The organism is Bailinhaonella thermotolerans, from assembly GCF_003594875.1.
Lineage (GTDB): Bacteria > Actinomycetota > Actinomycetes > Streptosporangiales > Streptosporangiaceae > Bailinhaonella > Bailinhaonella thermotolerans.
Window position 1 is genome coordinate 1,065,104 of sequence record NZ_QZEY01000001.1, and the last position, 19,175, is coordinate 1,084,278.

Here is a 19,175-nt window from a genome sequence, read left to right on the forward strand (position 1 = left end):
CCCGGCCCACGCCGTACGGCGGTGCTCCCCGGCCCGGCGCACGGCGGAGCCCCGGACCTCCGTACGGCGGAGCCCGGACCTCCGTACGGCCCCGCGCGCCGAACGGCGGGGCTCCCGGCGTCAGGACCGGGGGTCCTGGACGTTCTCCGGCCTCGGGCCGATGGTGAGCCAGGAGATCAGGCCGCCGAGGGCGAGCAGCCCGGCGCAGATCCACAGGGCGCGGTGGTAGGTGGCGTCGAGCAGCGGCGGGTTCTTGTACGCCTCGCCCGTGAGGCCGACCACGGTGGGCAGCCCCGCGACGGCGAGCAGGCCGGCGATGCGCGCGGCGGCGTTGTTGACCCCGCTGGCGAGCCCGGCGTAGCGGTCCTCGGCGGCGGCCAGGACGGTGGCGGTCAGCGGGGCGACCGTCAGCGCGAGGCCCAGGCCGAAGACGACCTGGCCGGGGAGCACGTCCCAGACGTACGACGCGCGCGGGCCGACGCGGAGCATGAGCAGCGTCCCGGCCGCTGCCAGCAGGGGGCCCAGGGTCATCGGGACGCGCGGCCCGATCCGCTGGGACAGCGAGCCCGCCCGGCCCGAGAGCAGCATCAGCAGCAGCGTCACCGGCAGCATCGCCGACCCGGCGGCGAGCGCGCCGTACCCGGAGGTGATCTGCAACTCGATGACCAGGAAGAACCCGACCCCGCTCAGCGCGGCGTAGATCGCCAGGGTGGCGAGGTTGGCCCCGGTGAACCGGCGGGACCGGAAGATCCCCGGCGGCAGCATCGGCGCGGAGACGCGCCGCTCGACGAGCACGAAGGCCACGGCCGAGGCCAGGCCGACCGCCAGCGAGCCCGCCCCCAGCGGGGAGCCCCACCCGGTGGAGGGGGCCTCGATCAGGCACACGGTGAGCCCGGCCAGCGTGAGCGCGCCCAGCACGGCGCCGGGCACGTCGAAGCGGCCGTGCCCGGGGCTGCTGCTCTCGGGCACCTGCCACAGGGTGATCAGCACCACGGCCACCGCCAGCGGCAGGTTGATGAAGAACACCCAGCGCCAGCCCAGCGTCTGCACCAGCCACCCGCCCAGCAGCGGCCCGGCGACGCCCGCGAGCCCCGACAGGCCCGACCACACGCCGATCGCCCAGGCCCGCCGGTCGGCCGGGAACAGCGCCTGGAGCAGCGCGAGCGAGCCGGGGGTCAGCAGCGCGGCCCCGACGCCCTGGACGGCGCGGGCGACCGCCAGCACGCCGATGTTCGGGGCCAGGCCGCAGGCCAGGGACGCGGCGGCGAACCAGACCACGCCGAGCACGAACACCCGCCGCCGCCCGAACCTGTCCCCCAGCGCCCCGCCCAGCAGCACCAGCGCCGACAGCGTGAGCATGTAGGCGTTGACCGTCCACTGGAGCCCCGACACCGAGGCGTCCATCTCCTCGCCGAGCCTGGGCAGCGCCACGTTGACGGCCGAGGAGTCCAGGAAGGCCATGCCGGATCCGAGGATGGTCGCGACCAGCAGCCACCGTCCCCGGGCGGCGCTCAGCCCCGCGTCGCGCCCGTCTCCGCGCTCCACCGCGCGTTCGCCCCCGCCCGTCACACCCGGCCTCCCGCCACGCCCGGCACTCCCGCCCCATCCGTAATCCGAGCGTAGCCCCGCGCGGCCCGCTCCGGCCCCCCGGGTTCCCGCCGCGTGCACCGCCCCCTTGCCCGCCCGCGTGCCGTCCGCGTGCCGTCGGCGTGCCCGTCCGCGTGCCCGTCGGCGCGGCCTCGCGGCGGCCGTACGGCGACGGCGGCCGGCCTGCGACCACGGGCGCATGTGAGGCGGCCGTCTCCGAGCCGGGGAGGAGGCGGAGTTCATCCTCCCGGCGGATGGGCGGTTTCCCTGATCGAACCGACAATCGAGACGCACGTGATCGCAGACCGCCCGCCCCACGACCGGCCGGGGACCGGGGCGCCGCCGCGCGGGACGCGGCCCGGCCCCTCCCCCGCGGCAAGTCCCGGAGATTGGAGTTCGCGCGTGCGAAGACCCCTCATGATCGCCCTCCTCGTCCCCGCCGTCGCCGCGGCCCTGCTGACGCCGCCCGCCGCGGCCGCCGCGCGCGACCCCGCCCCCGGGCGGGCCCAGGCCGCCCAGGCCACCACCCCCGGCAAGGCGCCCGCCATCGCCTGGGCCCCCTGCCCGCAGGACCCGAGCGCCGACTGCGGCACGCTCACCGTGCCCGTGGACCGGAGCAGGCCCGGCGGGCCGACGACCGACCTGGCGCTGGCCCGGATCAAGGCCACCGACCAGAACGCCAGGATCGGCTCCCTGCTGATCAACCCCGGCGGCCCCGGCGGGTCCGGCGTGCTGTTCGCCCTGGCCGAGGCCCGCCGGTTCTTCAGCCCCGAGATCCTGCGGCGCTTCGACGTGATCGGGTTCGACCCGCGCGGCGTCGGCGCCAGCGACCCGGTCGTCTGCTCCACCGAGCTGCTCGCGCGGATGCCCGACCCCCTGATGAGGAGCCAGGCCGACTTCGACCGGTGGCTCGACTACAACCGGCGGCTCCGCGAGGACTGCCGGGCGCGCACCGGCCCGGTCTTCGACCACGTGGACTCCGTCAGCGTGGCCAGGGACATGGACGACATCCGCGCCGCCGTCGGCGACGAGAAGCTCACCTACTACGGCATCTCGTACGGCACGCTGATCGGCCAGATGTACGCCGAGACGTTCCCGCACCGGTTCCGCGCGCTGGCCCTGGACAGCAACATGGACCACAGCCTGGGCACGACGGGCTTCATCGCGACCGAGTCCGCCACGGTCCAGGACTCCTTCGACGAGTTCGCGGCCTGGTGCCGCCGCGACGCGTCCTGCGCGCTGCACGGCCGCGACGTCCGCGCCGTGTTCGCCGGTCTGCTCGCGCGGGCCGAGCGCGGCGAACTGCGCGACCCGGAGCACCCGGACGTGGTCCTGACCAAGCTGGACGTCATCGCGCGCGCCTTCCGCGACTTCTACGGCCCGGACTGGTCCGTTCTCGCCCGGTGGCTGGCCGCCGCCGACGCGGGCACCCCCACGGGCGCGCCGGCGGCCGCGTCGCCGGCCGGGAGCGCCCAGCGGAGCCAGGAGGTGACTCCCTTCCCCGTCGAGGTGTTCTGCCAGGACTTCCGGCTCCCGCTGCGGAACTACCGGGAGTACGCCGCCCACGTGCGGCTGAGCGAGCGGATCGCCCCTGACATGCGGTTCAGCCCGCTGGCTCTCTCGCTGACGGCCATGTGCCTGGGCCGCCCCGCGCCCATCCCCAACCCGCAGCACCGGCTCCGGGTCGACGGCACGCCGCCGCTGCTGCTGGCCAACTCCCTGCACGACCCCGCGACCGCCTACCCGTGGGCGGTGAGCTCGGCCCGCCAGATCGGCCGTGAGGCCCGCCTGCTCACCTACGAGGGCTGGGGCCACGGCGTCTACTGGCAGGGCGAGTGCCGCGCCGTCTTCGACGCCTACCTGCTCTCCGGCGCGGTCCCCCGCCCCGGCGCGCGCTGCCCCGCCGTGCCGCCGGAGACCCGGCGCGCGACCGGCGTCCGGCCGCCGCTCCCGGTGAGCCCGGTGCCCGGCCTGCCCGGTGTGCCCGGCTGGTCCTGACCGCCGGACCACCAGAGCGCCAGACGCCTGACCGTCTGACCGCCTGACCCGGCGGCGTGGCGCGCGCCCCGCGCGGCACGCCGCCGGCCGCCGTCCCGCCCGCGCCCGCCGTACGGCTCAGGCCGTACGGCGGGAGGCGGGGGCGGGTCAGGGGGCGAGCATCTCCGGGGTGAGGTTGGCCTCGGTGCCGTCCACGCCCAGCTCGGCGGCGCGCTTGTCGGCCATGGCCAGCAGGCGGCGGATGCGCCCGGCGATGGCGTCCTTGGTGAGCGGCGGGTCGGCGAGCTGGCCCAGCTCCTCCAGGGACGCCTGGCGGTGCTCCAGGCGCAGCCGGCCGGCGACGACCAGATGCTCGGGGGCCTCGTCGCCCAGGATCTCCAGGGCGCGGGCCACCCGGGCGCCGGCGGCCACCGCCGCGCGGGCCGAGCGGCGCAGGTTGGCGTCGTCGAAGTTGGCCAGGCGGTTGGCGGTCGCGCGCACCTCGCGGCGCATGCGGCGCTCCTCCCAGGCGAGCACGCTGTCGTGCGCGCCCAGGCGGGTGAGCAGCGCGCCGATGGAGTCGCCGTCGCGGACGACGACCCGGTCCACGCCGCGCACCTCGCGCGCCTTGGCGTGGATCTTCAGCCGCCGGGCGGAGCCGACCAGCGCCAGCGCCGCCTCCGGCCCCGGGCAGGTGACCTCCAGCGACATCGACCGGCCCGGCTCGGTCAGCGAGCCGTGGGCCAGGAACGCCCCGCGCCAGGCAGCCTCGGCGTCGCAGGTGGCGCCCGCGACGACCTGCCGGGGCAGCCCGCGCACGGGCCGCCCGTTGTTGTCGATCAGCCCGGTCTGCCGGGCCAGGGTCTCCCCGTCGCGGTAGACGCGCACGACGTACCGGTTGCCCTTGCGCAGCCCGGACGGGGCCAGCACGAGCATCTCGGACTGGTGCCCGAACACCTCCGCGATGTCCTTGCGCAGTCTTCTCATCGCCGCGCTCGTGTCGAGCTCGGCCTCGATCACGATGCGCCCGCCGACGAGGTGCAGCCCGCCCGCGAAGCGCAGCAAGGTCGACACCTCCGCCTTGCGGCAGCACGGCTTCAGGATGGACAAGCGGCTCAGCTCGTCCTTGACCACTCCGGTCATCGCCATCTAAGAAGTCCTCCCCCTAAGGAATATCTCGCCCAGCACGGCGGCCAGCCGCTCGGGGTCGTGCCGCGGTGAACCGTCCGCGGCGGCCACGTCGGCGAGCACCAGCCTGCCCCCCATCGCCTCCACAGCCTTCTCCAGATCGGCGGGATCGGCCACGACCCCCCGGTCGGCCAGCACCACGTCCACCGTCAGGGACGGGGCGTGCGCCTGGAGCACGTCCAGGTGGGCCTGCGGCGAGAACCCGTCGGTCTCCCCAGGCTGAGGTGCCAGGTTAAGGGCAACGAGCCGGTTGGCCGACGTATTCAGCAGCGCGTCTGCCAGTTCGGGGACTTTCAGGTGCGGCAGAACGCTCGTGAACCACGATCCGGGCCCGAACACGATCCAGTCGGCCTCCCAGACGGCGCGCACCGCCTCGGGCGAGGCCGGCGGGTCGGGCGGCAGCAGCGAGATCGCGCGCACGCGCCCCGGGGTGAGCGCGCACGCCACCTGGCCGCGCACCACCGAGACGTCGTACGGCCGCGCCGGGTCGGCCCCCTCCACCTCGGCGGCGATGTCCAGCGGCACCGAGGCCATGGGCAGCACGCGGCCCTGGGCGCCCAGCAGCCGGCCCACCCAGTCGAGCCCGGCGATGGGGTCGCCCAGCAGCTCCCACAGCGCGACGATCAGCAGGTTGCCGACGGCGTGCCCGTGGAGCTCGCCCTCGCTCTGGAACCGGTGCTGCACGACCCGGCTCCAGGTCTGCCCCCACTCGTCGTCGCCGCACAGCGCCGCCAGCGCCATGCGCAGGTCGCCCGGCGGCAGCACGCCCAGCTCACGCCGTAACCGGCCGCTGGAGCCGCCGTCGTCGGCCACGGTCACCACGGCCGTCAACCGGTCGGTGACCCGCCGTAACGCCGACAGGGACGCGTGCAGCCCGTGCCCGCCGCCCAGGGCGACGACGGCGGGCGGTTCGCCGCTGCTCACTCGCGTCCCAGATCGCGGTGGGACACCTGGACCTCGACGCCGCGGTCGCGCAGGCGCGTCCCGAGCTGCTCCGCCATGGTGACGCTGCGGTGCTTGCCGCCCGTGCAGCCGACGGCCAGCGTGACGTAGGACTTGCCCTCGCGGCCGTATCCCGCGGTGACCACGCGCAGCACCTCCTCGTAGGAGTCGAGGAACTCCTTGGCCCCGGCCTGGCCGAGGACGTATTCGCGCACGGGGGCGTCCATCCCCGTCATCGGGCGCAGGTCCGGCACCCAGTGCGGGTTGGGCAGGAAGCGGCAGTCCACGACCAGGTCGGCGTCCACCGGCAGGCCGTACTTGTAGCCGAAGGAGACGACGGCGACGCGCAGCCCGGCGCGGCCCTCGCCGCCGAAGAACGCGATGATCTTGGCGCGGAGCGCGTGGACGTTGAGCCCGGTCGTGTCGATCACCAGGTCGGCGTGGGCGCGGACCTCGCGGAGCACCTCGCGCTCGCGGGCGATGCCGTCCACCAGGCGGCCGTCGTTCTGCAGCGGGTGGGGGCGGCGCACGCTCTCGAAGCGGCGCACCAGCTCCTCGTCGCTGGCCTCCAGGTAGACCACGCGCACGCCGATGCCGCGCGACTGCAGCTCCTTGACGGCCGTGCGCAGGTCGGTGGTGAACGCCAGGCTGCGCACGTCGACCACGGCCGCGATCTTGGCGGCGGCGCCCCGCGTGCGGCCGGCGAGGTCGGCCATGGTGGCCAGCAGCCCCGGCGGCAGGTTGTCCACCACGAACCAGTCGAGGTCCTCCAGCGACTTGGCCGCCGTGCTGCGGCCCGCGCCGGACATCCCCGTCACGATGACGAACTCCGGCGTGGTCACCTCGCCCCCGGTCATCTCCGCCCCCCTGTCTCCGGAGACGCCGTCTCCGTTGTCGCCGTGCCTGTGGCCGCCGATCGGGCCGCCGATCCGGGCGCCGATCGCGATGTCGCTGTTTCCTGACCCGTCGTAGGTGAAACCGCCGCCGGCGTCGTGCCTGTTCCCGGGCCCGTGCCCGGGTTCCCGGCGGGCTCGGCCGCGGCGGCGCCGGCGCTCTCCCCGGCCGTGCCCGCCGCCTCCCCGGCCGTGCCCGCCACCGCGTCCCCGGCCGTGCCCCCAGCGCCGCCCGCGTCCGCGGGGCCGTTCAGGGCGGCCAGGATCGCCTCGGCGGTCGCGCGGCCGATGCCGGGGATCTCCTGGATCTCCTCGGCCGTCGCCGCGCGCAGCCGCTTGACCGAGCCGAAGTGCTTGAGCAGCGCGCGGCGCCGCGCCGGGCCGAGACCCGGCACGTCGTCCAGCTCGCTGGCGCGCATGCTGGTGGAGCGCTTCTGCCGGTGGTAGGTGATCGCGAAGCGGTGGGCCTCGTCGCGGACCCGCTGCACGAGGTAGAGCCCCTCGCTGGCGCGCGGGAGGATGACCGGGTCGTCCTCGCCGGGCAGCCAGACCTCTTCCATGCGCTTGGCGATGCCGCAGACGGCCACGTCGTCCACGCCCAGCTCGTCCAGCGCCCGCTGCGCCGCCGCGACCTGCGGCTGCCCGCCGTCCACGATGAGCAGGTTGGGCGGGTAGGCGAACTTGCGCGGCCGGCCCGTGTCGGGGTCGATCGGCTGCCCGGCCGCGGTGTCGGGCTCGGCGTCGAGCTCGCCCGTGGCCGTGCGCTCCTCCAGGTAGCGCTTGAACCGGCGGGTGATCACCTCGCGGATCGCGGAGACGTCGTCCAGCCCCTCGTGGCCGCGCACCGAGAAGCGGCGGTATTCGCTCTTGCGGGCCAGGCCGTCCTCGAACACCACCATCGAGGCGACCACGTTGGTGCCCTGCAGGTTGGACACGTCGTAGCACTCGATGCGCAGCGGCGCCTGCTCCAGGTCGAGCGCGTCGGCGATCTCCTGCAGGGCCCGGCTGCGGGTGGTCAGGTCACTCGCGCGGCGCAGCTTGTGCTGGGCCAGCGCCTCCTTGGCGTTGCGCTCGACGGTCTCCAGCAGCGTCCGCTTGTCGCCGCGCTGGGGCACGCGGACGTCCACGCGGCCGCCCCGGTGCTCGGCGAGCAGGTCGGTGATCGCCTCGCGGTCCGGCGGCTCGGCGGCCACCAGCACCTCGCGCGGCACGGCCTCGGGGGGCGCCTCGCCGTACATCTGCAGCAGGAACTGCTCGACGAGCTGCCCGGGCGTGACGTCCTCGACCTTGTCCACGACCCAGCCGCGCTGGCCCCTGATGCGCCCGCCGCGCACGTAGAAGACCTGGACGGCCGCCTCCAGGGCGTCCTCGGCCAGGGCGATCACGTCGGCGTCGGTGTTGTCGCCGAGCACGACCGACTGCTTCTCCAGGGCGCGTTCGAGGGCCTTGATGTCGTCGCGCAGGCGGGCGGCGCGTTCGTACTCCATCTCGGCCGACGCCTCGCGCATCTCCTGCTGCAGGCGCTTGATGAAGCGGCCGGTGTTGCCCGCCATGAAGTCGCAGAAGTCCTCGACGAGCTCCCGGTGGCCCTCGGGACTGACGTTGCCCACACAGGGGGCCGAGCACTTGTCGATGTAACCGAGCAGGCACGGGCGGCCGGTCTGGCTCGCGCGCTTGAACACCCCGGCCGAGCAGGTGCGGATCGGGAACACCCGCAGCAGCAGGTCCACGGTCTCGCGGATGGCCCACGCGTGGGAGTAGGGGCCGAAGTAGCGGGTGCCCTTGCGCTTGGCCCCCCGCATGACCATCACGCGCGGGAAGTCCTCGTCGAGCGTCACCGCGAGGTAGGGGTAGGACTTGTCGTCGCGGTACTTGACGTTGAAGCGCGGGTCGAACTCCTTGATCCAGGAGTATTCGAGCTGGAGCGCCTCCACCTCGGTGCCGACCACGGTCCACTCGACCTTGCACGCGGTCGTCAGCATCGTCTGCGTGCGCTGGTGAAGGCTCGCGAAGTCGGCGAAATAGGAGTTCAGCCGCTGGCGCAGGCTCTTGGCCTTGCCCACGTAGACCACGCGGCCATGCTCATCGGAGAAACGATAGACACCCGGGGACTCGGGGATCGATCCGGGAGCTGGTCTGTAATTCGCCGGATCCGCCACGACATCAAGGGTAGTGGCTGCCACCGACAACGCGGACGGCTCCGGCCGCGCACCACAGCTCCGCGCCGCCCGGCCCGTCCGCCGCGCGCGTGAACCCCGGCGCCTCCGGCGCCCTGCCCCGCGTGTCCAGCAGGCAGCGCACGCCGTACCGCCGCGCGATCGCCGCCCGCTCCCCCGCCGGCGTGCCGGCCGCGAAGAACCGGGCCGCGTCCTCGTGCCGCCGCCGCTCGTCGCGCAGGAACGGATAGGGGTACGGCGGCGCCACGACCCGCGCCCCCCACCGCACGAGGGACCGCCCCGCGGCCGCCCGGTCGGCGATCACCACGTCCCCCTCCCGCAGGTGCGGCCGCGCGAAGTCGTACCGGTGGTCGGTCCGCAGCACGCCCGGCCCCCGCTGGGCGTCGGCCGGGAGCGCGCGGACGAGCCCGGGCCAGGCGCCGTACAGCCCGGCCAGGCAGGCCAGCGCGGTCACGACGGCGTACGGCGCCCGCCACGGCAGGCCGTCGCCCAGGTGCCGCGCCAGCGCGAGGTGGAGGGCGAGCACGAGCACCGGCAGCAGCCGGAAGTACTCGTAGGCGCCGAGGACCGCCGCGGCCCCCAGTGCCGCCGCCACGAGCCCGGCGAGGACGGCCGTCTCACGGCCGAACGGCCGCCGCACGCCGTACACGAGCGCGGGCAGGCCGGCCAGGGCGAGCCCGCCGTACCCGAGGGCGTGGACGGCCAGCGGGCGGTGGATCTCGGAGAAGTCGTCCCCGGCGGCGGCCAGGGTGGCCAGGGAGGAGTGCGGCCACAGCGCGGCGGCCCCGAGCGCGGCGGCGGAGGCCGGGACCAGCGCCGCGAGCCGCCGCCGCGAGGGCGGGCGGGCGGCGGCGAAGGCGGCCGCGCCGGCCGCGGCGGCCAGCGCGGTGAACGGGTGGACGAGCAGCACCACGGCCGCGAGCGGCGGCACGGCCGCCAGCGCCCGGCCCGACCCGGTCGCGAGGAACCGCGCCAGCGCGGCCCACAGGAACAGCGTCAGCGCGAGCGCGAAGGTCCCGGGATAGGGCATCACGTACGACAGCGACCCCAGCCCGGGAAAGCCGCTCCACGGCGTCTCCGGCAGGCCCCACAGCACGAGCGTGAAGACCAGGGCGAGCGCCGCGACCGCGGGCCGCGGGCTCAGCCGGCGGCAGAACACCCGCAGGCCCGCCACGAGCAGCAGCAGGTTCAGCAGCGCGCCGGCCTCCAGCACGGTCTCCGGCGCGAGCCCGGTGAGCCGGGTGAGCAGCCCGAGCGCCAGCGCCCACGGCGAGAGGTACGGCGAGGCGACGCGCCCGCCCACCATCGGGTCGGCCGGGTCCCACGGGTCGGCGGCCATCGCGCGCACCGTCGCCAGGTGCAGCGCCCAGTCGCCCACCCACTCGTGGCGCGACACGACGAGGGCGCCCCACGCGAGGACCCCCGCCCCGAGCGCCCAGTACGCCAGTTCCCCGAACCCGCCCCCGAACGGGAACCCGCGCGGCGGCGGCGCCCCCCGCCGGACGCCCAGGCCCTCCCGGCCGCGCGTCCCCTCCTCCGTCCCGACCACGCCTCCATTCTCACCGCACGCCCGCCCCCGCGGGGCGCGCCGGCGGCCGGCGGGGGGTGGTCAGGCGAGGGTGATCCGGCCGTCCTGGACGGTGATCCGCTTCTCGGGAAGGGGGTCGGGGGCCGGTCCGCCGGCGACCGACCCGTCGGCGATCTTGTATTTGCTGCCGTGGCAGGGGCAGTTGATGGTGCCGCCCTCGACGGAGCCGACCGTGCAGCCCCGGTGGGTGCAGACGGCGCTGAACGCCTTGAAGTCCCCGGCCGCGGGCTGGGTCACCACGACCTTCTCGGCCTGGAAGACCTTGCCGCCGCCGACCGGGATCTCCTCGGCCCTGGCCAGCGCATCGCCGCCGGCGCCCGCGCCGTCCCCGCCGCCGGTCGCGGGCGGGGACGCCTGGGGCGGCGCGGGGCTGCGCCCGGCCTGGTCGCCCGGCGGCGTGCCGTACCCGGCGCAGGCGGTCAGGGCCGTCGCGCCCGCCGCCCCGATCCCGAGGACGATCGCCCTGCGGCCCGCCGCCGGGACCTCCTCCGTCCGATCCGCGTCATCCGCCCGCATGGTGTCTCCCCTCGGCTCGGGAACCTCTCCCTGCCGGGTACACGCGAAACGGCGGCGCCCGGTTCACCGGGAGCCGCCGTTTCGCGGATCGTCAGACGCGGGTCGTCAGACGACCGCGATCCCGTCGCCCTGCAGCTCGACCTTGTACTCCCGCAGCGGTCCCTCGGCGGGACCCTTCTTGGCCGCGCCGGAGTCCACCGCGAACTCGCTGCCGTGGCACGGGCAGATGATCACGCCGTCGGTGACGCGGCCCACGTTGCAGCCCTTGTGCGGGCAGCGCGCCGAGAAGGCCTTGAAGACGCCCTGGGTGGGCTGGGTGATGACGACCTTGTACTTGGTGATCACCTTGCCGCCGCCGACGGGGATGTCGCCCTTCTGCGCGATGACCTTGCCCTTGATGGCCGCGGGCACCTCCCCGCCGCCGCCCGGCTCACCCTGCGAGCAGCCGGTGAGCACGGCCCCGCAGGCCACGCCCGCGACGCCCAGGACGGTCCGGCGGCTGGGCGCGGGCAGCTCGGAACGACCCGACATGACGATCTCCCCCTCGACCGAGACCCCTCGGGTCTCCCCTGACGAAGGCCCGCGCCGGCGGTGACGGCCGGGGCCCTGTTCACGGCCCCTTGGCGGACCCTTGGCACAAGCCTAGGAACGATATCGCCCGGTCCCGAATCCGGGTCCCCTCCCCCGGCTCCCGCGCCGGTCCGTACGGCGCCGCGCCCCGCGGACGCCGTACGGCGGAACGCGCCCCGGAACGCCCCCGGAGCACGGCGGCGCGTGGCGGGCGCGTGCGCCCGCCACGCGATGAGGGTCAGCCCCGGGCCAGGAGGGGGCGGAGGAAGCGGCCGGTGTGGCTGGCCTCGACCTCGGCGACCTGCTCCGGGGTGCCGGTGGCGACGACGGTGCCGCCGCCGGAGCCGCCCTCGGGGCCCATGTCGATGATCCAGTCGGCGGTCTTGATCACGTCGAGGTTGTGCTCGATGACGATGACCGAGTTCCCGGCGTCCACGAGCCGGCCGAGCACGCCCAGCAGCTTGCGGATGTCCTCGAAGTGCAGGCCGGTCGTCGGCTCGTCCAGGACGTAGACCGTGCGCCCGGTGGAACGCTTCTGCAGCTCGGCGGCCAGCTTGACGCGCTGCGCCTCGCCGCCGGACAGCGTCGGGGCGGGCTGGCCGAGGCGGACGTAGCCCAGGCCGACGTCGTTGAGGGTCTGGAGGTGGCGGCGGATCGCGGGGATCGCCTCGAAGAACTCCAGCGCCTCCTCGATCGGCATGTCGAGGACCTCGGCGATCGTCTTGCCCTTGTAGTGGACCTCCAGCGTCTCGCGGTTGTAGCGGGCGCCGTGGCACACCTCGCACGGGACGTAGACGTCCGGCAGGAAGTTCATCTCGATCTTGATCGTGCCGTCGCCGGCGCACGCCTCGCAGCGGCCGCCCTTGACGTTGAAGCTGAACCGCCCCGGCTGGTAGCCGCGGATCTTGGCCTCGGTGGTGGCCGCGAACAGCTTGCGCACGTGGTCGAAGACGCCGGTGTAGGTCGCCGGGTTGGACCGCGGGGTGCGGCCGATCGGCGACTGGTCCACGTGGACGACCTTGTCGACGTTGTCGACGCCGTTGACCCGCGAGTGGCGGCCGGGGACCGTGCGCGCGCCGTGGAGCTGCTTGGCGAGCGAGGCGTAGAGGATGTCGTTGACCAGCGTGGACTTGCCCGACCCCGATACGCCGGTGACCGCCGTGAACACGCCGAGCGGGAACTCGACGTCGGTGCCCTTGAGGTTGTGCTCGCGCGCGCCCTTGACCACGAGCGAGCGGCCCTTGACGGGCTTGCGCCGCTCGGCCGGGACCGCGATCTTCTTGCGGCCGGACAGGTAGGCGCCGGTCAGCGACGTCTCGGACGCCAGGAGCTCCTCGACCGTGCCGGACACGACGACCTGGCCGCCGTGCTCGCCCGCGCCCGGGCCGATGTCCACGACCCAGTCGGCCGCGGCGATGGTGTCCTCGTCGTGCTCGACGACGATCAGCGTGTTGCCCAGGTCGCGCAGCCGGATCAGGGTCTCCAGCAGCCGCTGGTTGTCGCGCTGGTGCAGCCCGATGCTGGGCTCGTCCAGGACGTACAGCACGCCGACCAGGCCGGAGCCGATCTGGGTGGCCAGCCGGATGCGCTGCGCCTCGCCGCCGGCCAGGGTGCCGGCCGCGCGGTCGAGCGTGAGGTAGTCCAGGCCGACGTCGAGCAGGAACCCGAGCCGGGCGTTGATCTCCTTGACCACGCGCTCGGCGATCTGCATGTCGCGGTCGGACAGCGACAGCCCGGCCAGGAACTTGGCGCACTCGCCGATGGACAGCGAGGCCACCTCGGCGATCGACTTGTCCGCGACCGTCACCGCGAGGATGACCGGCTTGAGCCGCGCCCCCTTGCACGACGGGCACGGGATCTCCCGCATGAAGCCCTCGAACTTCTCCCGGCTGGCGTCGCTCTCGGACTCGGCGTGCCGCCGCTGGACGTAGGAGATCACGCCCTCGAAGTTGGTGTAGTAGGACCGCTGCCTGCCGTAGCGGTTCTTGTAGCGGACGTGGACCTGCTCGTCGGCGCCGTGCAGCAGGGCCTTCTGGACCTTCTTGGGCAGCCGCTCCCACGGCGTGTCCAGGTCGAAGCCCATCGCGTCGCCGAGCGCCTCGATCAGCCGCAGGAAGTAGTCGCTGACGTGCCCGTTGGACCACGGCGACAGCGCCCCCTCGCCGAGGGTCTTCTCCGGGTCCGGCACGACGAGGTCGGGGTCGACCTCCATCCGGGTGCCCAGGCCGGTGCAGTCGGGGCAGGCGCCGTAGGGGCTGTTGAACGAGAACGAGCGCGGCTCCAGCTCCTCGAACGACAGGTCGTCGTAGGGGCAGTAGAGGTGCTCGGAGTAGAACCGCTCGCGGTGCGGGTCGTCCTCGGGCAGGTCCACGAAGTCGAGCGTGATCGTGCCGCCGGAGAGCTGCAGGGCGGTCTCGACCGAGTCGGTGAGCCGCCGCCGGGCGCTCTCCTTGACCGCGAGGCGGTCGACGATGACCTCGATGTCGTGCTTCTCGTACTTCTTCAGCGTCGGCGGCTCGTCCAGGCGGATCATCCGGCCGTCGACGCGGGCGCGGCTGAAGCCCTTGGTCTGCAGCTCGCGGAACAGCTCGACGTATTCGCCCTTGCGGCCGCGGACGACGGGCGCGAGCACCTGGAAGCGGGTGCCCTCCTCCAGCTCCATCACCCGGTCCACGATCTGCTGGGGCTGCTGGCGCGCGATGGGCCGCCCGCACTCGGGACAGTGCGGCTTGCCGACGCGCGCCCACAGCAGGCGCAGGTAGTCGTAGACCTCGGTGATCGTGCCCACCGTGGAGCGCGGGTTGCGCGAGGTGGACTTCTGGTCGATCGAGACCGCCGGGGAAAGGCCCTCGATGAAGTCCACGTCGGGCTTGTCCATCTGCCCGAGGAACTGGCGGGCGTACGCCGACAGGGACTCGACGTAGCGCCGCTGCCCCTCGGCGAAGATCGTGTCGAACGCCAGGCTGGACTTGCCGGAGCCGGACAGTCCGGTGAAGACGACTAGAGCGTCTCGCGGCAGGTCGAGCGAGACGTCCTTGAGGTTATGTTCGCGCGCTCCGCGAACGATGAGGCGGTCGGCCACAGTCGGGTCTCTCGTCAGTCGGGTGGGCAGAGATATGTCGTCGCGATGGTAACGACGGCCACCGACAGTTTCTTCCGTGTTCGATTTTCGCCCGGGTCACCCTCGCCCTGGCCGGCGGGCGGGCGGCGCCCGGAAAGCCCGTGCCCGCCGGGGATCGCGAGGTCCGCGGCGGCTCCCGCCGTACGAACCCCTCGTCCCCCTCAATACTGCCGTACGGCGTCCCGCCCGGGTCCGCGGTCGCGCCCGGCGAGGTGGTGGCGGTGCACCGCGGAGAGGAAACGCTCCACCGCTTCCAAGGTCCGTGCCACCCGGTAGGACGGGAGCAGGTCGAACGCGTGCTGCGCGCCGGGGAGCCGGGCGAGCACGACCGGGCGGGGCGAGACCGCGCGCAGCCGTTCGACGAACCGGTCGGCCTCCTCGACCGGGGTGAGCGTGTCCACGTCCCCGTTGATCACGAAGAACGGCGGCGCGTCCGGGCCGATCCAGTGCACCGGCGAGCCCTTCTCGTACGCCTCGCGGTCGTCGGCGAGGCGGCGCTTGACGACCAGGCGCTCCAGCAGCCGGCGCGAGGCGGGCATCCGGGTCATGTCGCCGAGCCAGTCGTACACGCCGTAGAAGGGGACGGCGGCGTGGATCGTGGTGTCCACGTCCTCGAAGCCGGGCTGGTACTCGGGCCGGTTGGGGGTGAGCGCGAGCATCGAGGCCAGGTGGCCCCCGGCGGACCCGCCGGTCACGCACAGGAAGCCGGGGTCGGCGCCGTACTCCGCGGCGTGCTCGCGGTACCACGCGACGGCGCGCTTGAGGTCGATGAGGTGCTCGGGCCAGGTGACCTTGGGCGACAGGCCGTAGTCGGCGTTGAGCACGACCCAGCCGTTGGCGGCCAGGTGGTTGCACAGGGGGATGCCCTGCTCCCGGCGGCTGCCCATGACCCAGGCGCCGCCGTGGATCTGCAGGATGCCCGGGCGCGGGGCGGGCGCGGGCCCGGCGGGCCGGTAGACGTCCAGCTTGAGCCGCCACCGCCCCGGGGGCTCGTGGTAGACGATCCCGCCCGTGCGGGTCACGCCGCGCCGCCGGAACATCAGGAACGGCAGCAGCACGTGCGAGAGCGGGAACGGCGCGGGAGCGGGCCGCGGGTCGAGCTGCTCGCCGGGCGCCTGCTCGGGGTCGAGGCGCACGTCCGCCCCCGCGGCCTCCAGCACGCCCCGGCAGCGCAGCGAGCGCCGGATCAGCTCGATCCAGCCGATCCAGCTCACCGCCATGATCACCAGACCGGCCCAGCCGGCGGCGCCGGCGAGCGCGCCCGCCGCCACGCACCAGGCGGTCAGGGCCGCGGCGAGGACCAGGAACAGCGGCGCGAACTCCAGCGCGAGCATGGAGGCCGCCCAGCTCGCCATGAGGACGGTCCACTGCCGGCGGGCGTGGAGGGCGTTGGCCACCGCGAGCAGGGAGAGGACACCGAGCACGAGCAGCGTGATCGAGGCCATGGCGCTCCAGCCCTTGCGTAAGCAATCACTTTGCCCTTCAGGGTGGACCAAGAGGGCGAACGAGGCAAGGTGACCCCCGTCACTGCCCCGCTCCGGGGGCTTTGCGAGAGGATGTGGCCACGGCACCAGTGGCCACACCACGCCACGGCACCAACGGGCAAGGAGCGCACTCGTGGGCAAGTCCTCCACCACGGTCATCGACACCGTCAGCGCGGAGATCGCGGCCTCCACCAACCGGCTGCTGGCCACGGCGGCGGGACTCAGCGACGCCGACGTGGCCAAGCCGTCGCGCCTGCCCGGCTGGACACGCGGCCACGTCCTCACCCACCTCGCGCGCAACGCCGACGGCCAGATCAACCTGCTCACCTGGGCGCGCACCGGCGTCGAGACGCCGCAGTACCCCAGCGCCGAGGCCCGCGCCGCGGGGATCGAGGCGGGGGCGGGCCGCCCGCTGGCCCTCCAGATCGCCGACCTGGAGGACTCCGCCGCCCGCCTCGCCGAGGCGGTGCGGGTCATGCCGCGCGAGGCCTGGTCGGCCACCGTGAGCGGCCGCCGCCCCCCGCGCCACCCGGCGTGGTACTGCCTGGTCCGGCGGCTGCGCGAGCTGGAGGTGCACCACGTGGACCTGGACGCCGGCTACGACTGCGCCGACTGGGCGGACACCTTCGTGCACCGCGAGCTCACCGACACCGCGCTGATCCTGGCCGACCTGGGGGACTCGCCGCTGGGCGGCATCGACGCCGACGACACCGGCCGCTCCTGGCGGGGCCTGGGCGACGGGCCGGTGATCAGCGGGACCGAACGCGACCTGCTGGGCTGGCTCACCGGCCGGGGCGGGGGCGAGGGGCTGCGCTCGCGGCCGCGCGGCCCGCTGCCCACCCCTCCCCCGTGGCCGCCCCTGCCCGCCCCGTCCGCGATGCCCGCGGCGCCCCCGGCGAGCTGGCCGATCAGCGTCGCGGGGCTGGACGGCCCCGCGCCCGACCGAGGAGAGGACCGATGACCTACACCGGCGACGTGACCGTGGGCGGCCCCGCCGACGTGCGCGAGCTGCCCGGCCTGACGATCACGAAGGTGGCCGTCGGGCCGTACGACAACAACGCCTACTTCCTGCGCTGCGCCCGCACCGGGCAGGTGCTGCTGATCGACGCCGCCAACGAGGCGGCCCGGCTGCTGGACCTGCTCGGCGACGCCCCGCTCGCGCGGATCGTGACGACCCACAGGCACGGCGACCACTGGCAGGCCCTGGCCGAGGTGGTCCGGGCCACCGGCGCGCCCGTCGCGGCCCACCCGCTCGACGCGCCCGAGCTGCCCGTCCCGGTCGCCGAGCCGCTGGAGCACGGCGACACGGTCACCGTGGGCGACGTGGAGCTGGAGGTCATCCACCTGCGCGGCCACACCCCCGGCTCGATCGCGCTGCGGCACGGCGCGCACCTGTTCACCGGCGACAGCCTCTTCCCCGGCGGCGTCGGCAACACCTGGGGCGACGCCGAGCTCTTCAAGAGCCTGATGACCGACGTGGTCGAGCGGGTCTTCGAGCCCCTTCCCGACGAGACCTGGGTCTACCCCGGCCACGGCAAGGACACCACGCTGGGCGCCGAGCGTCCCGCCCTGCCCTCCTGGTGGGAACGCGGCTGGTGAGCCCCCGCTCATGCCGTACGGCACGGCCGGGAGCGCTCGGCCGTGCCGTACGGGGTCCGGGGCGGCGTGAGGGGCGGGCGGGCCCGGATCCAGCGGGCGAGGATGGGCGGCGGCCCCGCCCCGCCCCTCACGTGGGGGTCACCGCAGGCCGTTGTGCATGGCCGTGGTGAGGCTGCCGTCGTCTCCGGACATCTCCCAGACCATCGCGCCCAGCAGGCGGTTGGCCTTGATGTAGTCGGTCTTCTTTCCGATGGACCAGGGGTCGTCGAAGCTCCACCACTGGCCGTTGTTCCCGGTGTAGCAGTAGGTGGCCACGGACTGCTCGTCGTGGTGCACCGTGCAGCCGGGCACGCGGCTCGCGATGTTCTTGTAGCCGCGGGTGCCCGCCTCCTCGGGGAAGTCGCCGGGGGCGGCCCCCTTGGCGTCCTGCCACTCGCCGCGCTTGCCGCCGTCGGTGACCTGCTGCCAGCCCCGGCCGTAGTAGGCCAGGCCGATGGTCAGCTTGCGCGGGTCCACGCCCCGGTCCAGGTAGTGCCGCACGGCCTTGTCCACGCTGAAGTCCGGGTTGTACGGGCTGTCGGCGTCCAGGTGCAGGTTGCCCTGGTGGCCGGTGCGGTTGGGCTCCCAGCTGTTGTCGCTGCCGGCGCCGTGGAAGTCGTAGCCCTGCACGTTGGCGAAGTCGAGGTAGTTGAAGATCTTCGACAGGTCCCACCCGGCGTCGATCTTGACGGGGTCGGCCGGGGTGAACGCGGTGAGCAGGTACTTCTTGCCGGTGGTGGCCGACAGCGCGTCGAGCTGGGTGCGGAACTCCTGGAGCAGCAGGGTCAGGTTGTTCTTGTCCTGCGGGCTGACGTGGTTGCCCGGGTGCCCCTCGGCGCCCGGCCACTCCCAGTCGATGTCGATGCCGTCGAACACGCCCGCCGCCGCGCCGGGACCGCCCCGTCCGCCGGTCGCGGGCAGGTCGCCCTTGATGTACATGTCGATGCAGGACTTGACGAACGCCTGCCGCTTGGCGGGCGTCGAGGCGGCGTCGGAGAAGTACTTGGAGTACGTCCAGCCGCCGAGCGAGATCAGCGTCTTCAGGTGCGGGTGCTTGGCCTTGAGCTTCTTGAGCTGGTTGTAGTTGCCGGCGAGCTTCTGGTCCCAGGTGTCGGCGACGCCGTCCACCGACTCGGCGGCCGAGAAGCCCTTCTCGTAGTCGGCCCAGGCGTCGCCCGCGCCGTCACCCTGGTTCGGGTCCTGCGGGTTGGGGGTGGTGGCCTTGTTGACCCCGTTCATGCAGGTGTGCTGGGTCGGGTGGATGTTGGAGAACGCGTAGTTGATGTGGGTCAGCTTCGCGGCCGCCCCGCTGGTGTCCAGGTGCTTGACCAGGTACCCGCGCCCGTAGATGCCCCACTGCACGAAGTACCCCACCTTGGCGTACCCGCCGGGGTCGCCTCCGCCTGGCTGGGTGGTGGCGGTGACGGGGGCGCTGCGGGCGGACTCGTTGTCGCGGGCGTCGCGCGCGGTCACGGTGTAGGTGTGCGACGTGCT

At 74.2% G+C, this 19,175-nt stretch carries 13 protein-coding genes and 1 pseudogene; 3 read left to right on the top strand and 11 right to left on the bottom strand.

Translation table 11 applies throughout. The annotated features are described in order from the left end of the window. Positions 1-120: 120 nt before the first annotated feature. Positions 121-1,569, bottom strand: coding sequence for an MFS transporter (locus tag D5H75_RS05180; protein WP_242453981.1), 1,449 nt, complete (start codon positions 1,567-1,569; stop codon positions 121-123). A 420-nt stretch (positions 1,570-1,989) separates the two neighbouring features. On the opposite strand from D5H75_RS05180, the gene D5H75_RS05185 reads away from it, so the two are divergent. Beyond that, positions 1,990-3,585, top strand: coding sequence for an alpha/beta hydrolase (locus D5H75_RS05185; RefSeq protein WP_202637811.1), 1,596 nt, complete (start codon positions 1,990-1,992; stop codon positions 3,583-3,585). Positions 3,586-3,732: 147 nt separating this feature from the next. On the opposite strand, the gene whiA is transcribed toward D5H75_RS05185, so the two are convergent. The 9 genes and pseudogenes from whiA to D5H75_RS05230 all read right to left on the bottom strand — a co-directional run bounded on the left by whiA (position 3,733) and on the right by D5H75_RS05230 (position 16,004). Further along, positions 3,733-4,713: a DNA-binding protein WhiA gene (gene whiA, locus D5H75_RS05190; protein WP_119925116.1), complete on the bottom strand. Its 981-nt coding sequence runs from the start codon at positions 4,711-4,713 to the stop codon at positions 3,733-3,735. Continuing rightward, positions 4,714-5,676, bottom strand: coding sequence for a gluconeogenesis factor YvcK family protein (locus tag D5H75_RS05195; RefSeq protein WP_119925117.1), 963 nt, complete (start codon positions 5,674-5,676; stop codon positions 4,714-4,716). Beyond that, positions 5,673-6,551, bottom strand: a complete 879-nt coding sequence (rapZ, locus tag D5H75_RS05200) for an RNase adapter RapZ (protein ID WP_119925118.1) — start codon at positions 6,549-6,551, stop codon at positions 5,673-5,675. Before rapZ ends, D5H75_RS05195 begins: the two co-directional genes overlap by 4 nt. Positions 6,552-6,838: 287 nt before the next feature. Then, a pseudogene (gene uvrC / locus D5H75_RS05205) lies at positions 6,839-8,746 on the bottom strand (excinuclease ABC subunit UvrC); the annotation flags it as partial. A gap of 4 nt (positions 8,747-8,750) precedes the next feature. Next, a complete protein-coding gene (locus tag D5H75_RS05210; RefSeq protein WP_119925119.1) occupies positions 8,751-10,313 on the bottom strand; it encodes a hypothetical protein in 1,563 nt (520 codons plus the stop codon). Positions 10,314-10,373: 60 nt separating this feature from the next. Further along, the gene (locus tag D5H75_RS05215; RefSeq protein ID WP_119925120.1) at positions 10,374-10,868 is read right to left on the bottom strand and encodes a Rieske (2Fe-2S) protein; all 495 of its coding nucleotides are present in this window, start codon (positions 10,866-10,868) and stop codon (positions 10,374-10,376) included. 105 nt (positions 10,869-10,973) lie between these two features. Beyond that, the gene (locus D5H75_RS05220; protein WP_119925121.1) at positions 10,974-11,399 is read right to left on the bottom strand and encodes a Rieske (2Fe-2S) protein; all 426 of its coding nucleotides are present in this window, start codon (positions 11,397-11,399) and stop codon (positions 10,974-10,976) included. 277 nt (positions 11,400-11,676) lie between these two features. Next, positions 11,677-14,520, bottom strand: coding sequence for an excinuclease ABC subunit UvrA (gene uvrA / locus D5H75_RS05225; RefSeq protein WP_119925122.1), 2,844 nt, complete (start codon positions 14,518-14,520; stop codon positions 11,677-11,679). Positions 14,521-14,720: 200 nt separating this feature from the next. Beyond that, the gene (locus D5H75_RS05230; protein WP_202637812.1) at positions 14,721-16,004 is read right to left on the bottom strand and encodes an alpha/beta hydrolase; all 1,284 of its coding nucleotides are present in this window, start codon (positions 16,002-16,004) and stop codon (positions 14,721-14,723) included. 172 nt (positions 16,005-16,176) lie between these two features. On the opposite strand from D5H75_RS05230, the gene D5H75_RS05235 reads away from it, so the two are divergent. Together D5H75_RS05235 and D5H75_RS05240 are read left to right on the top strand one after the other, a co-directional pair. Beyond that, the gene (locus D5H75_RS05235; protein ID WP_202637813.1) at positions 16,177-17,004 is read left to right on the top strand and encodes a maleylpyruvate isomerase N-terminal domain-containing protein; all 828 of its coding nucleotides are present in this window, start codon (positions 16,177-16,179) and stop codon (positions 17,002-17,004) included. Then, positions 17,001-17,642, top strand: a complete 642-nt coding sequence (locus D5H75_RS05240; RefSeq protein ID WP_119925124.1) for an MBL fold metallo-hydrolase — start codon at positions 17,001-17,003, stop codon at positions 17,640-17,642. The genes D5H75_RS05235 and D5H75_RS05240 overlap by 4 nt, the downstream gene beginning before the upstream one ends. A gap of 138 nt (positions 17,643-17,780) precedes the next feature. On the opposite strand, the gene D5H75_RS05245 is transcribed toward D5H75_RS05240, so the two are convergent. Beyond that, the coding region (locus tag D5H75_RS05245; protein WP_147425067.1) for a glycoside hydrolase family 18 protein at positions 17,781-19,175 on the bottom strand (1,395 nt) is incomplete at its 5' end.

Bases quoted from the DNA above. Each gene is read 5' to 3' on its own strand.
- D5H75_RS05215 (WP_119925120.1), bottom strand. From the start codon at position 10,868: ATGCGGGCGGATGACGCGGATCGGACGGAGGAGGTCCCGGCGGCGGGC.
- D5H75_RS05240 (WP_119925124.1), top strand. From the start codon at position 17,001: ATGACCTACACCGGCGACGTGACCGTGGGCGGCCCCGCCGACGTGCGC.
- rapZ (WP_119925118.1), bottom strand. From the start codon at position 6,551: ATGACCGGGGGCGAGGTGACCACGCCGGAGTTCGTCATCGTGACGGGG.
- whiA (WP_119925116.1), bottom strand. From the start codon at position 4,713: ATGGCGATGACCGGAGTGGTCAAGGACGAGCTGAGCCGCTTGTCCATC.
- D5H75_RS05220 (WP_119925121.1), bottom strand. From the start codon at position 11,399: ATGTCGGGTCGTTCCGAGCTGCCCGCGCCCAGCCGCCGGACCGTCCTG.
- D5H75_RS05230 (WP_202637812.1), bottom strand. From the start codon at position 16,004: ATGGCCTCGATCACGCTGCTCGTGCTCGGTGTCCTCTCCCTGCTCGCG.